This is a genomic window from Chromobacterium sp. Ag138, assembly GCF_055181315.1.
The window spans coordinates 1,667,199-1,680,712 of record NZ_JBUPWA010000001.1; the positions used below are offsets into that span (position 1 = coordinate 1,667,199).

Sequence of the window (13,514 nt, forward strand, 5' to 3'; positions counted from 1 at the left end):
GGCGCCGCCGAGGCGGGTTTTTCATATCGGGAGCGTTGCGTGCGGAACCTGAATGCCGTCGAACTGAAAGCCTTCATCCCCAGCCGCGATTTCGCCCTGTCCCAGGCCTTCTACCAGGACATCGGCTTCGAGAGGAAATTCGTCGGCGACGGCATCGCCTACTTCGCCCACGGCGATTGCAGCTTCCTGCTGCAGGACTGCCGCCATCCGGCATTCGCCGCCAATTGCATGATGCATCTGCTGGTCGAAGACGCTTTGGCCTGGCATGCGGAGCTGAAGCGCCGCGGCATCGCCGAGCAATACCGGATCGAAATGGGAGACCTGCAGCAGCAATCATGGCGAATGCTGGAATTCAGCCTGACCGATCCATCCGGCGTGCAGTGGCGCATCGCGCAGAACCTGTGACATTCCGCCGGCATGGACTGGTTTGTTCCGACCAGAAACAATGCTAAAGTCATGGACCCAACGCCAACCCAAGCGAGAAGAGCGCTATGAACGCCAATCCCCTGCTGCAAGACTGGACCACCCCGCACCAGCTGCCCCCGTTCGAACAGATCCGCCCCGAGCATTTCGAACCGGCATTCGATAGCCTGTTCGCCGAGCACCTGTCCCAGATCGACGCGCTGGCGGCGCTGGCCGAGCCGGCAAGCTTCGACAACACCGCCGCCGCCTTCGACCGCAGCGGTCTGAAGCTGGAACGCGCCCAGTTGCTGCTGGACAACCAGACCGCGTCGGAAACCTCGGCCGAACTGCAGGAAGTGGAGCGCCGCATGGCGCCGAAGCTGGCCGACCACCACAGCCGCGTCTACATGCACGAGGGCTTTTTCGCCCGGCTGGACCAGGTCCACGCCCAGCGCGACAGCCTCGGCCTCAGCGAAGAGCAAGGCCGTCTGCTGGACCTGATCCACCGCAACTTCGTCCGCGCCGGCGCCAAACTGCAGGGCGATGACCGCGGCCGCTACGCCGAAATCGTATCCCGGCTGGCCGAGCTGACCACCGCCTTCAGCCAGAACGTGCTGGCCGACGAAAGCGAATACGCGCTGCAATTGGGCGAGGCGGACCTCGCCGGCCTGCCGCCCTTCCTGCTGGACGCCGCCCGCGCCGCGGCCGAAGCGCGCAAGCTGCCAGGCTGGGCCATCACGCTGTCGCGCTCGTCCATCGTGCCCTTCCTCACCTTCTCCGCCCGCCGCGACCTGCGCGAAACCGCCTGGCACGCCTGGACCGGCCGCGGCGAGCACGCCGAGCGCGACAACCGGCCGCTGGCCAAGCAGATCCTGGCCCTGCGCGTCGAACAGGCCAAGCTGCTGGGCTACGCCAGCTTCGCCGACTACGCGATCGCCAACCGCATGGCCGGCACGCCGGCCGCGGTGCACGCGCTGATGGACCAGGTGTGGGAGCCGGCCAAGGCCCGCTTCGAAGCGGAAAAAGCGATGCTGCGCGAAGAGGCCGCCAAGCTCGGCGAGCCGGCCGACATCCAGCCCTGGGACTGGTTTTACCTGGCGGAGAAGGTGCGCATCGCCCGCTACGCGCTGGACGACGCCGAGATCAAGCCCTACTTCGGCCTGGACAATATGGTCGCCGCGATGTTCGACGTCGCCGGCCGCCTGTTCGGCCTCAGCTTCGCCGAGCGCCATGATCTCAAGCTCTATCACCCGGACGTGCGCGCCTGGGACGTCAGCCGCGGCGGCAAGGTGATCGGCCTGTTCCTAGGCGACAACTACGCCCGCCAGAGCAAGCGCGGCGGCGCTTGGATGAGCGTCTATCGCTACCAGGCCCGCAACGGCGGCGAGGCGCTGCCCATCGTCGTCAACAACAACAACTTCGCCAAGGCCGGCCACGGCCAGACCCTGCTGAGCTTCGACGACGTGCGCACGCTGTTCCACGAGTTCGGCCACGGCCTGCACGGCCTGCTGTCCAATGTGGAATACCGGCTGCTGGCCAGCCCCAACTGCCCATGGGACTACGTGGAGCTTCCGTCGCAATTGATGGAAAACTGGGCGCTGGTGCCGGAAGTGCTGGAAAAGCACGCCATCCACGCGGAAACCGGCGCGGCCATCCCGGCGGAACTAGTCGCCAAGATCAAGGCGGCGCGCCACTTCAACCAGGGCTTCGAGACGGTGCGCTACGCGGCGTCGACGCTGATCGACCTGGCGCTGCACGAGCGCGCCGACGCCGAGGGCGTCGACATCGCCGCTTTCGAGGCTGACGAGCGCGAGCGCCTCGGCGTCCCGCCGGCGGCCGGCATGAACCACCGCCCGCCGCACTTCGGCCACATCTTCTCCGACGACGCCTACGCCGCCGGCTACTACGTCTATATGTGGGCGGAAGTGCTGGAAGCCGAAGCCTTCGCCGCGTTCGAGGAAGCCGGCGACCCGTTCGATCCGGCGCTGGCGGACAAGCTGTACCGCCACATCTACAGCGCCGGCGACGCCCGCGAGCAGCGCGCGGCTTTCCGCGCCTTCCGCGGCCGCGACCCGCAAGCGGAAGCGATGCTGAAAAACCGCGGCCTGCTGTAAGCCAGCCATGCCCCGGCCAGCCCCCTTTCCCGGGCTGGCCTTTTCTCTTCTCGCCCGCCATGACAGACATCGCCATGACCACTCCTATTGACCGGCTCGATGCGCTGCATAAAACCGCTATCGAGCAAAACGACCCTTGCGCCCATTTCGCCACGCTGATCACGATGGATGAAGAAGGCCAGCCAGCCTCGCGCATCGTCACGCTGCGCAGCCTGGATGCGAACGGCATCGCTCTGCTGGTCAACGCCGACAGCCCCAAGATCCGCCACTGGCGGATGAACGGCAAATGGGAGTTGTCCGGCTTCTGGCCGACCAGCATGGTTCAATACCGGCTGCGCGGCGACGCCGAACTGGAGCAAACCGAGGCCGTGCGGCGGGATTGGCTGGCCAAGCCCCGCTCCAGCCGTCTGGCCGATCTCTACCACCAGCGCGTGCGGCCGCAAAGCGCCCCGCTGCCGTCGCGGCAGACGCTGTTGGATGAACTCGCCGCGCTGGATGCTGAGCTGGAAAACGATGCCGCAGCCCCGCCCGCCGTATCCTGCTTGCTGCTAAAACCCAAGCTGCTGGAAATCTGCCGGGCATCTCCAGCCGATCGGCTGCACGACCGGCGCTTGCACCGATGGGAAAACGGAAGTTGGACCGAAACCATTCTGGTACCGTGAGCCCGCCCCGCCGACAAAAACAATAGAGGATCCATCATGAGCAACCCGCTGCTGCAGGACTGGCGCACGCCGTACCAGCTGCCCCCGTTCGACCTTATCCGCGCCGAGCATTTCGCGCCGGCGTTGGAGCAATTGATGGCGGAACACCGGCGGGCCATCTCCGCCATCGCTGCGCAGACCGGCCCCGTCAGCTTCGCCAACACCGCGGAGGCGATCGACGCCGCGGCGCTGCCGCTGAAACGCGTGACGCTGGTGCTGCACAATCTGTGCAGTTCGCACTCCAGCCCGGAACTGCGCGCAGTCGAGCGCGAGCTGGCGCCGCGGCTGGCCGCCCACCACAGCGCCATTTTCCTGGGCACGCAACTGTTCTCCCGACTGGACGAGGCGATGCGCGCGGCTCCAGGCTGGGAGTTGAGCGAGGAACAGCGCCGACTGCTGCAGCGCTGGCATCTGGACTTCACGCTGGCCGGCGCCCGGCTGCAAGGCGAAGCGCGGCGCGAATTCGCCGATTGCGTCGCCGAGCTGGCGTCGCTGTCGGCCGAATTCGGCCAGAATGTGCTGGCAGATGAAATGGAATACGCGCTCCCGCTGCGAAACGAGGACGATCTCGCCGGCCTGCCCGGCTGGCTGCGCGACGCATCGGCACTTGCCGCGCGCGAGCGCGGCCTGGACGGCCATGCCATCACGCTGGCGCGCTCCAGCGCGGTCGCCTTTCTCACCCATTCCAGCCGCGCCGACCTGCGCGAGGCGCTGTGGCGCGCCTGGACTTCGCGCGGCACGACGCCGGCGCAAGACAACCGTCCGCTGATCAGCCGCATCCTGCGACTGCGCCAGCGCCAGGCCCGCCTGCTCGGCTACGCCAACTACGCCGATTACGCGCTGAGCGACCGCATGGCCGGCGCGCCGCAAGCGGTGTACCGGCTGCTGGAGCCAACCTGGGAGGCAGCGCTCAGCCAGTTCGCGCGGGAGAAGGCGCTGCTGCAGGAAACGGCCAGGCGCGAAGGCCTGCCCGGCGACATCGCGCCTTGGGACTGGCGGCATCTAGCGGAGAAGGTCAGGCTGGAGCGCTACGCGCTGGACGATGCCGAGATCAAGCCCTACTTCAGCCTGGACAACATGATCGCCGCGATGTTCGACGCCGCCGGCCGTCTGTTCGGCCTGAGCTTCGCCGAGCGCGGAGATCTGCCGCGCTACCACCCGGATGTCCGCGGCTGGGAGGTGCTTCGCGACGGCACCGTCATCGGCGTGTTCCTCAGTGACAACTTCGCGCGCCCCGGCAAGAAGGGCGGCGCCTGGATGAGCGTCTACCGCGCCCAGGGCCGCCATAGCGGCGTCTCGCTGCCCATCGTGGTCAACAACACCAATTTCTCGCGGGGCGAGCCGACCCTGCTGGGTCTGGACGATGTGCGCACGCTGTTCCACGAATTCGGCCACGCGCTGCACGGCCTGCTGTCGGACGTCGACTACCAGCGCCTGTCCGGCACCCAGGTGCCGCGCGACTACGTGGAGTTGCCGTCGCAGTTGATGGAGAACTGGGCGCTGGCGCCGGAGATATTGGACAAACACGCCCGCCACGCGGAAACCGGCGCGGCCATCCCGCCGGCGCTGGCAGCCAAGATATTGGCCGCGCAAAACTTCCAGCAGGGCTACGCCACCGTGCGCTACACGATATCGGCCTTGCTGGACCTGGCGCTGCACCAGGAAGCCGACGGCGTCGACGACCCTGCCGCCTTCGAAGCCGAGCTGTGCCAGCATTACGGCCTGCCGGCTGAAGCCGGGCTTGCCCATTCCCTGCCCCACTTCAATCACCTGTTCAACGGCGGCTACGCGGCCGGCTACTACGTCTACCTGTGGGCGGAAGTGCTGGAGGCCGAGGCCTTCGCCCGCTTCGAGGAAAGCGGCGACCTGTTCGACGCCGGGCTAGCCGACGCGCTGCGCCGCCACATCTACAGCGCCGGCAACGCCCGCGATCCCAAGCAGGCCTTCCAGGCTTTCAGCGGACGGGAACCATCGGCGCAGGCCATGCTGAAAAAAAGAGGGCTGGCAAGCTAGGGCGCGCGCAGCCGGACTGGCGCCAGGAAGCTTGCGCCAGTCCGGCATCCCGCCTTGAATCGGCCTCGCCGGAGGGCGCGACGCCAGGATTAGCGCTAACAAGCCCAGTCCCGCAGCCGCGCCGCAACACTCATCCCCCTCCCTGCGGCATGGAAATGAAAATGTCATTGATCTATTCAGGCGCTGCCAGGATACTGACGCATCCATGACCAACCTACTCGATGGAGACACGCATGCGCCGCTTTGCCGCAGCCTGCCTCGCTCTTTCAGCTTTATCCTCTAGCCAGGCCCAGGCCTTCGACCTGGGTTCGGTGCTCAATTCGGTCAACCAGGCCGTCGACACGGTCAAAAGCGTCGGCGGCGCCATCGGCTCCAACCAGACCGGCGACCAGTCCACCACGCCCAGGCTGCGTCTGAGCCAGCCGTCGCCGGTCGCGTCGCCGCTGCCCGCCAAGCTGGATGAATACCGCCACAGCTACAAGGAGCTGGACGAACAGACCGTATTCCTGAGCCGCCCCAACCTGAACAACGACGGCTCGATCCGCGTCGTCAAGTCAGAGCTGCTGCGCGGCCAGGTCTACAAGGATCTTTACGAACACCCGGACACCCAGAGCACGATGCAGGTGTGGGCCGCCTACCAGAGCCAGCTGCGCCAGAGCAGCTACACGCTGGATTTCGTCTGCGACAAGCCCTGCGCCAACGATCCCAACCTGTGGCAGACCGCCCAAAACTCGTCCTTCATCGTCTATCACAAGACCGACCGCTACCTGGTCGCGCACAAGGACGACACCTGGGTATCCGTCGCGGTCGGCGAAATCAGCTCCCACCCGCTTTCCAGCGTCAACGTGGTGATTCGCCAGCGCTGAAGCCACTTATCCATGCCGGCGGCCGCCGGCGCCCATCAACCTGAACAGGACACGACATGAGCCAGTCTGTTGCAAGCAAGGAGGCGGAAACCGGTCTGGACACCCGGGCAGCGATCGAGATTTTCTACTACGCGTACAAGGCATTGACCGCCAAACCGGACGAAATGCTGGCCCGGCGCGGCCTGGCCCGCGTCCACCACCGCATCCTGTTCTTCGTCGCGCGCTATCCCAAATTGTCGGTCAAGGACCTGTTGTCCTTCCTCGGCGTCACCAAGCAGGCGATCAACATCCCGCTGCGCCAGCTGATGGAAATGGAGCTGGTCCTCAGCCAGCCGGCGCCGCACGACAAGCGCGTCAAGCAGCTGACGCTGAGCGAGGAAGGCCTCAGGCTGGAGGAAACCCTCCACCGCGAGCAGCAGAGGGTGCTGCAGAACGCTTTCGACGATTGCGGCGACAAGGCCACCCGCGACTGGTTCATGATCAACGGCAAGCTGTCCGAACATATGCAGCCCTGATCCCGCCCGCCGCCCAAACAGAAACGGCCCGGAATATTCCGGGCCGCTGTTTTTCATCCGCCTTCCGCCTCAGTCCAGGCGAACGTAACTGACCTCCAGCACTTCGATATCCTCGTCGCCGTCAGGCCCGCGGAACAGCACGGTGTCGCCCTCGCGCGACTTCAGCAGCGCCCGCGCGATCGGCGAGATCCAGCTGATGCGGCCGCGCGCCAGATCGATCTCATCGACGCCGACGATGGACAGGCGCTGCTCGTTGCCGTCCCCGCGCTGGATCAGCACGGTGGCGGAGAAAAACACCTGGTCGGTGGCTTCGCGCGCTTCCGGGTCCACCACCTCGGCGATCTCCAGCCGCTTGGTCAGGAAACGGATGCGGCGGTCTATCTCGCGCAGCCGGCGCTTGCCGTACAGGTAATCGCCGTTTTCCGAGCGGTCGCCGTTGCTGGCCGCCCAGTTCACCACCTGCACCATCTCCGGACGCTCGCGGTTCACCAGGTGGTACAGCTCGTCCTTCAGCCGCTGCCAGCCGGCCGGCGTGATGTAGTTCTTGGTCGAGGCCGGCAGGCGGCGCTCGGCCGGCAGGTCGTCGTCCTGCTGCTCGTCTTCTTTGGTAAACGCCTTGCTCATGTCGTTCATCCTGATACAGGTTGCGCCATTATGCCCCAGCCTGTCCCGCCGCCTCCAGCAGGGCCAGGCAATGCGAACGCAGCGACTTGGGCCGCAGCTTGACCCGCGCCAAGGCCTCGGCGTCCAGCCAGACCAATTCGTAAAGATTGTCCGGCGACAGCTTGGCCAGCTCCGGACCGCCCAGTCTCAACATCCCGCGATGCTCGCGGGCGACGAACACGTGCTCGGTCCGGCTCTCGCTCTCCAGCACGCACAGCGGGCCGGGCTCTAGCCAGACGTTCAGCCCGGTTTCCTCGCGCGTCTCGCGCACGCAGGCGATCGCCGCCGTCTCGCTACGCTTGATATTGCCGCCGGGCAGCGAGTAATAGTCCTTGCCCGGCTTCACCCTGTGCATCAACAGCAGTCTGCCGTCCTCGATGATGACGATGGACGCACGCTGTTTTCGCTCCGGCGCCGGCAAGGGCAGGCCGGCTTGGCATTGTTCGAATTCTTCCAACAGACCTCCCGAAAACAAAACGGGCAACCGCCTCTCGGCGGTCGCCCATATCTTCGACGCGGATTCCGCTGTCGCGGAAACCCCGGCTTACTCGCTGCGCGCGGCCTTGGGCTTGCGAGGCGAACCGCGGCGCTGGCCGCCGGTCTTCTTGCCGCCGGTGACGGTCAGGTTGGACCATTTCATCACCGCGGCCACCTCGGCGGCGTTCAGTTCATAGAACTGGCCGCGCTTCAGGCGGGGAGGCAGGCCGATATTGCCGAAGCGCACGCGCATCAGGCGGCTGACGGTCAGGCCGAAATGCTCGAACATGCGGCGCACTTCGCGATTGCGGCCTTCCTTGATCACCACGTTGAACCACTGGTTGGCGGACTCTTCCTGGCCGCCGGTCTGGAAGATGCGGTCGAAACGGGCTTCGCCGTCTTCCAGTTCCACGCCCTTGGTCATTTCCTTCATGATTTCAGGAGTCAGGTCGCCCAGCACGCGCACCGAGTACTCGCGCTCCACTTCGAAGCTGGGGTGCATCATGCGGTTGGCCAGCTCGCCGCTGGTGGTGATCAGCAGCAGGCCGGCGGTGTTGACGTCCAGGCGGCCGATGGCCACCCAGCGGCTGGACTTGGCTTGCGGCAGGCGGTCGAATACGGTGACGCGGCCTTCCGGATCGTCGCGGGTGACGATCTCGCCCTCTTCCTTGTGGTACATGATCACGCGCGGCAGGCGGTCCGGCCATTTCAGCTTGATCTGGTCGCCCTTGACCAGCACCTTGTCCTGCGGACCCACCTTGTCGCCCAGGCTGGCCTTCTTGCCGTTGACGGTGACCAGGCCGGCCTCGATCCACTCTTCCATCTCGCGGCGGGAGCCGACGCCGGACGAGGACAGGGCCTTCTGCAGGCGCACCGGCTCGATCTCGTTCAGATCGACGCGCACTTCCTTCAGCTTCTGCGCCTTGTTCTTGATGTCCTGGCTGGGGCTGCGCAGGCGCAGCTTCTTGGCCTTCTGCACTTGCAGCTTGGGCTTGGCGTCGCCGCGCGGCTTGGCTTCCGCCGCCGGCGCCTGGCCGGACTGGGCCTGGGCGGCCGCCGGCTTGCGGCCCCTGGCGGCATTGCTGTTGGCGGCCGGGCGCGCGGCGTTCTTATTGCCGAAACGCTGCTCGTGGTCCAGCGCCACATTGCCGTTGATGTCGCCATTGCTGTCGCGTTGATACTGCGGCTTGCGGTTGCCCGCGGCCAGCGCCTGCTGCTCCTGCTCGCGGCGGCTCAGCTTGAACAGCGGCGCGCCGTTCTGCGTCGGCGCGATGGGGTTGCCGTAAGCGTCGCGCGCCAGGCGCTGGCCGCCTCGGCGCGCCTGCTGGCCCTGTTGCTGCTGCGGGAAGCGCGGCTGGGCGCCGGCGGGAGTGTTCTTGCCTTGGCCCTGGCGCGACTGGCTCTGGCTGCGGCCGGCATTCTGGCGCGGCTGCGAGGTTTCATGACCTTTGGCACGCGCGACCGGTTGGCGCGCGTGGTTACGTTGTCCTTTTGTAGACATGTGCTTGCTCTTTCCATGCGAGCAACTGGCGGAAGCGTTATTCCGCGACTGGCTCTAAATTGTCCGCCTCATCGTCGAGGGGGAGATCGTCTGCGCCCGCGTCGGGGCCGTCGTCCTGCGTTTGGCTGTCCGGCACCACCAGGCTGCCCAACTCCGCCAGCGGCGGCAGGTCGTTCAGCGAGACGAAGCTCAGATCATCCAGAAATTTGCGTGTGGTGGCGTACAGGCCGGGGCGGCCCGGTACGTCCTTATGGCCGATGACTTCGATCCAGCCCCGCTCCAGCAGGGTCTGCATCACATTGGTGGACACCGATACTCCACGTATCGCTTCGATGTCGCCGCGAGTCACAGGTTGTTTGTAGGCGATGATCGCCAGGGTTTCCATCACCGCCCGCGAATAGCGCGGCGGCTTTTCCGGGTTAAGCCGGTTCAGGTAAGGCGTGAATTCGGCCCGGGCGCGGAAGCGCCAGCCGGAAGCCAGCTTGACCAGCTCTATGCCCCTGCCGCGCCAGTCGCCCTGGATATCTTCCAGGATGTCGTTGATCAGCGCGGCCTTGACGTCCTCGGTGAACAGCCGTTTCAACTGGGAAACCGACAAGGGTTCCTGCGCTGTCAGCAAGGCCGTCTCCAGCACAATCTTCAAATACTTTAAATCGGTAATGGTGGACATTAAACCGGGGTGCCGGAGAATTTCGTAAGCGCGGGAAGTCGTGGATTCTACACGACTTCGGCCGCGCGCGAAACTATTGCATCAGGCTCATCGAAGCGAGGCTGTAACGCCGGAGCACGCGGCCGTCCGGCTGCGGCATGTCTTCCAGCCGCTGGCCGCCGCAGGCCTCTATCGTGCGCACCGTCGCCTGATTGTCCGCATCGCACACCAGCACCCAGTTGCCGCATGCCGGCGGCGGCGCCATCGCCTGCACGTACTGCAGCAGCACCCGGCCATAGCCATTGCCGCGCCACTGCGGCAGGACTTCGAAACCGATGTGGCCGATCAAGTCCTGGATCACCGCGGTTTCGCCCTCCCTCAACCGCGCCGCGCCGGCGATCTCGCCGTCGTCGCTCAGCAGGAACCAGGTCTGGCAAGGCACCCAGCCATCCGGCAGCGCTTCGCCGTCGGCGTGCTGCACCACCTTGCGCAGCCAGCCGTCGGGATCGCTGGGCAGGCCGCGATAGTATTCGAAATCCTCGTCGCGACAAGCCTGAAAATAGCGGCGATAGGCGGACAGATGCTGCTCGCTGGCTGCTTCGATTTTCATTGGCTGCTCCCAGGGTCGATACTCACATCGTAAACAGCTGAGCGGCAAGGTCAAGCCTTTCGCGCATGTCCCCGCCGGCTATGCGACAATCGCCCCCTGACCGCAACGAGCAATACCATGAGCGACACCCCGCAAGCGATACTGCTGATGGGCCCCACCGCCTCCGGCAAGACCGGGCTGGCGCTGGAGCTGGCCTGTCGTTTTCCCGTCGAGATCGTCAGCGTCGATTCGGCGCTGGTCTACCGCGGCATGGACATCGGCACCGCCAAGCCCTCCGCCGCGGAAATGGCGGCCTGTCCCCATCATCTGATAGACATCATCAGCCCGCTGCAAAGCTATTCCGCCGCGCAGTTCCACGCCGACGCCAACCGGTTGATCGCGGAGATCCAGTCCCGCGGCCGGCTGCCGCTGCTGGTGGGCGGCACCATGCTGTATTACAAGGCGCTGCTGGAAGGCCTGTCCGACCTGCCGCAAGCCGACGCCGCGCTGCGCGCCGAGCTGGACGCCGACGCCGCGCTGCTGGGCTGGCCGGCGATGCACGCCCGCCTGGCCGAGCTGGACCCGGCCACCGCGGCGCGGCTCAATCCCAACGACTCGCAGCGCATCCACCGCGCGCTGGAAGTGTGCCTGCTCAGCGGCAGGCCGATGTCGGAGCTGATCGCCCAGGGCAAGGAAGCCGCCGCCGGCTTCCGCTTCCTGCCGCTGGCGCTGGTGCCGCGCGAGCGCGGCTGGCTGCACGCGCGCGTCGCCGAACGCTTCCGCGTCATGCTGGAGCAAGGCTTTCTCGACGAGGTCAGCCGGCTGCGCGCGGAATATCCGGAGCTGACGCTGAATCTGCCCTCGATGCGCTGCGTCGGCTACCGCCAGGCCTGGGAGCATCAGGACGGACTGTACGGCCTGGACGAATTCGTCGAGCGCGGCATCGCCGCCACCCGCCAGCTGGCCAAGCGCCAGCTGACCTGGACGCGCAGCCTGGACGTGATCCCGGTGGACGCGCAGCGGGACGGTCTGGCCGCGCTGCTCGGCGACGCGGTGGACGACTTCCTGGCCGGCCGGCCGCCGGCCGCATCGCTGCGCTACGACGGCGGCTTCTGAACGGCAAACGGCGGGCTCAGCCCGCCGTTTTCGCATCCGCGCTCCCGCTCAGGGGCTGACGCTCATCCTCAGCGTGTGGGTCCAATCGTGGTCGCTGGCCGACACCACGCTGTTGTACAAGGCATAGGTCATCCCCTCGCCCGGCCACGGGTTCATCATGTACAGGTAATTGCCGCCACCGGTCTGATAGCCGCGGCCGACGATGAAGTGGCCGCCGCCATTGGTCCAGCCGTAACGGATCACGAACGGGCGGTTGGCCTGGATGTCCTGCTGCACATGGGTCCATGACAGATAGTCGTAGACGGTAAAGTTGGACACCCCCCAGTTGCGCAAGATGTCCTGCAGGCTGCCGCCGCCGCCGAACATATTGTTTGGGCTGTTGGCGTCGCTGTTCCAGTTGAAGTTGCTGTTGCCGCAGGCGTAGTTGATGCCGAAGGCCCAGTTGACGATGGCGCACTGGCTGGGCGCCTGCTTGTACCACGCCAGCACCGCCTTGCTCGATCCGGCCCAGCACCACTGGCTGTGCTCCTGCACCGTCAGGGGCACGCCCAGCACCTTGCTGTCCGCCTGGGCGGCGGCCGTCGCCGCCAGCAGGACCGCCGCCAGAATCGTCGTGTTCAAGCGCTTGTTCATGTTCACCCCCTCCTCAACGGAAGCTGGCCAGATTGGCGCGCACCGCGGCGCGCAGCGGCTCGATCAGGTCCGCGCCGTCCAGCAGCGCCGGCTGTTTTTTCAGCGACAGCGTCTCGCGGGCGGACATCAGCGCGGCGAAGCGCGGCTTGCCGTCCGTCTGCGCCACCTCCAGAAAATCGGACTGGGCCTGGTAGACGCGCAGGAAGCGGGTCTGGCCGCCATGGCCGGCTTGCGCGGCTTCGACATTTTTGGCCAGCTCGGCGGCGCCGAAGGCAATCGCCTGCCAGCGGCCCTCCACCTTTTCCACGGTCACCAGCCCCACCGGCCGCGAACCGGACAGCGCCACGAAGCGCCAGCTGCCGGTGGGCGCCATCAAGGCGCTCAGGTCGGCATCGGCGGCGAGCAGGCGCTGCGGATTCACGCTGTACACCGGGAATCCCCGGCCAAGCCGCAGCGAGGCCAGCTCCCGCCCGTCCGCCACCGAGAGCGGAAAGCCGTCCGGCAGGCGGGCGCCGTATTCGGCCTGGTTCCGCTTGACGAAGCCGGCCAGGCCCTGGCGGGCGGCTTCGGCGATGCCCTGTTCCTGGCTTGCGCTTAATGTGGGAAGCGGCTGCGCGGTCGCGGGGCCGGCGGCGATGGCGGCCAGGCCGAGCGCGGCCGCCAGGATGATTGCGGATTTCGACTGCATGGCTGGACTCTCCTTGCTGGGAATGCGGGTTCGGTTTGCTGCGCCGTCAATACCAAACGCATACCAATAGTCTTAGCGGTCGAAAATCTGCGGTTCAAACTTGCAAACAAGGTCCAATTCATTGAATTTTCAATAAAAAATCAATGAATTACATTCACTTGCGCGATATTTTTAAAGTAAAAAAACAGACAAAAACTGTTCGGAAGATCAGGAGTCTACTTGTTCTTCATGCAAACGTCCGCCTATCGTGAAACATCTTCCCGGGAGACGCCCCATGCGCATCGCCATTCCGCCGCTTCTATGCGCCCTGCTGGCAACGGCATCGATCCAGGCCGCCCCCGCGCCGGACCACCCGCGCGTGCCGCCCGACGAGGCGTTTCAGGCCTGCAACGGCAAGCAAGCCGGCGACGCCGTGTCGTTCACCACGCCCCGCGGCGAGAAAATGACCGGCAAGTGCAAGATGATGCCGTCCCGGATGGCGGCGGTGCCCGACCATCCTCCCCCTCCGCCGCCGAACGGCAAGCCGCCCCCGCCGCAATGAGCCGCGCGGATGGCGTCCTGCCGGACGCCAGAATAAAAACGGCGCG

Annotated in this window: 15 protein-coding genes; 8 read left to right on the forward strand and 7 right to left on the reverse strand. The window is 66.0% G+C overall.

Features of this window, described 5'->3' with window-relative positions; all coding sequences use genetic code 11:
* Window positions 1-39: 39 nt before the first annotated feature.
* From ACY3GB_RS07455 to ACY3GB_RS07480, 6 genes are all read left to right on the forward strand, one after another.
* Window positions 40-405, forward strand: coding sequence for a VOC family protein (locus ACY3GB_RS07455; RefSeq protein WP_463088197.1), 366 nt, complete (start codon window positions 40-42; stop codon window positions 403-405).
* Window positions 406-491: 86 nt separating this feature from the next.
* The gene (locus ACY3GB_RS07460; RefSeq protein WP_463088198.1) at window positions 492-2,516 is read left to right on the forward strand and encodes a M3 family metallopeptidase; all 2,025 of its coding nucleotides are present in this window, start codon (window positions 492-494) and stop codon (window positions 2,514-2,516) included.
* Window positions 2,517-2,590: 74 nt separating this feature from the next.
* Entirely contained in the window at window positions 2,591-3,178 is a 588-nt protein-coding gene (locus ACY3GB_RS07465) for a pyridoxamine 5'-phosphate oxidase family protein (protein ID WP_463088199.1), read from the forward strand.
* A gap of 36 nt (window positions 3,179-3,214) precedes the next feature.
* Entirely contained in the window at window positions 3,215-5,230 is a 2,016-nt protein-coding gene (locus ACY3GB_RS07470; protein WP_463088200.1) for a M3 family metallopeptidase, read from the forward strand.
* 233 nt (window positions 5,231-5,463) lie between these two features.
* Window positions 5,464-6,096 carry a hypothetical protein gene (locus ACY3GB_RS07475; protein WP_463088201.1) on the forward strand — a complete coding sequence of 211 codons (633 nt, stop codon included), beginning with the start codon at window positions 5,464-5,466 and terminating at the stop codon, window positions 6,094-6,096.
* Between the two features lie 56 nt (window positions 6,097-6,152).
* Window positions 6,153-6,611, forward strand: coding sequence for a MarR family winged helix-turn-helix transcriptional regulator (locus ACY3GB_RS07480; RefSeq protein ID WP_463088202.1), 459 nt, complete (start codon window positions 6,153-6,155; stop codon window positions 6,609-6,611).
* A 69-nt stretch (window positions 6,612-6,680) separates the two neighbouring features.
* Here the strand turns inward: ACY3GB_RS07480 and greB are convergent, their stop codons facing one another.
* The 5 genes from greB to ACY3GB_RS07505 all read right to left on the reverse strand — a co-directional run bounded on the left by greB (window position 6,681) and on the right by ACY3GB_RS07505 (window position 10,511).
* Window positions 6,681-7,235, reverse strand: a complete 555-nt coding sequence (gene greB, locus ACY3GB_RS07485; RefSeq protein ID WP_463088203.1) for a transcription elongation factor GreB — start codon at window positions 7,233-7,235, stop codon at window positions 6,681-6,683.
* Between the two features lie 28 nt (window positions 7,236-7,263).
* Entirely contained in the window at window positions 7,264-7,731 is a 468-nt protein-coding gene (locus ACY3GB_RS07490) for an NUDIX domain-containing protein (protein WP_463088204.1), read from the reverse strand.
* A gap of 87 nt (window positions 7,732-7,818) precedes the next feature.
* Complete coding sequence (locus ACY3GB_RS07495; RefSeq protein ID WP_463090923.1) at window positions 7,819-8,895, reverse strand: pseudouridine synthase; 1,077 nt, start codon at window positions 8,893-8,895, stop codon at window positions 7,819-7,821.
* A gap of 394 nt (window positions 8,896-9,289) precedes the next feature.
* The gene (gene scpB / locus ACY3GB_RS07500) at window positions 9,290-9,922 is read right to left on the reverse strand and encodes an SMC-Scp complex subunit ScpB (protein ID WP_021478621.1); all 633 of its coding nucleotides are present in this window, start codon (window positions 9,920-9,922) and stop codon (window positions 9,290-9,292) included.
* Window positions 9,923-9,995: 73 nt separating this feature from the next.
* Window positions 9,996-10,511 (reverse strand): GNAT family N-acetyltransferase, encoded by a 516-nt coding sequence (locus tag ACY3GB_RS07505; RefSeq protein WP_463088205.1) that lies wholly within the window; start codon window positions 10,509-10,511, stop codon window positions 9,996-9,998.
* Window positions 10,512-10,628: 117 nt separating this feature from the next.
* Between ACY3GB_RS07505 and miaA the strand changes: the two genes are divergently transcribed.
* Window positions 10,629-11,606, forward strand: a complete 978-nt coding sequence (miaA, locus tag ACY3GB_RS07510) for a tRNA (adenosine(37)-N6)-dimethylallyltransferase MiaA (protein ID WP_463088206.1) — start codon at window positions 10,629-10,631, stop codon at window positions 11,604-11,606.
* 48 nt (window positions 11,607-11,654) lie between these two features.
* On the opposite strand, the gene ACY3GB_RS07515 is transcribed toward miaA, so the two are convergent.
* Both ACY3GB_RS07515 and ACY3GB_RS07520 read right to left on the reverse strand, forming a co-directional pair.
* Window positions 11,655-12,239, reverse strand: coding sequence for a C39 family peptidase (locus ACY3GB_RS07515; RefSeq protein WP_463088207.1), 585 nt, complete (start codon window positions 12,237-12,239; stop codon window positions 11,655-11,657).
* A 13-nt stretch (window positions 12,240-12,252) separates the two neighbouring features.
* Entirely contained in the window at window positions 12,253-12,927 is a 675-nt protein-coding gene (locus ACY3GB_RS07520) for a hypothetical protein (RefSeq protein WP_463088208.1), read from the reverse strand.
* A gap of 274 nt (window positions 12,928-13,201) precedes the next feature.
* Between ACY3GB_RS07520 and ACY3GB_RS07525 the strand changes: the two genes are divergently transcribed.
* Complete coding sequence (locus ACY3GB_RS07525; protein WP_463088209.1) at window positions 13,202-13,468, forward strand: hypothetical protein; 267 nt, start codon at window positions 13,202-13,204, stop codon at window positions 13,466-13,468.
* Window positions 13,469-13,514: the final 46 nt, after the last annotated feature.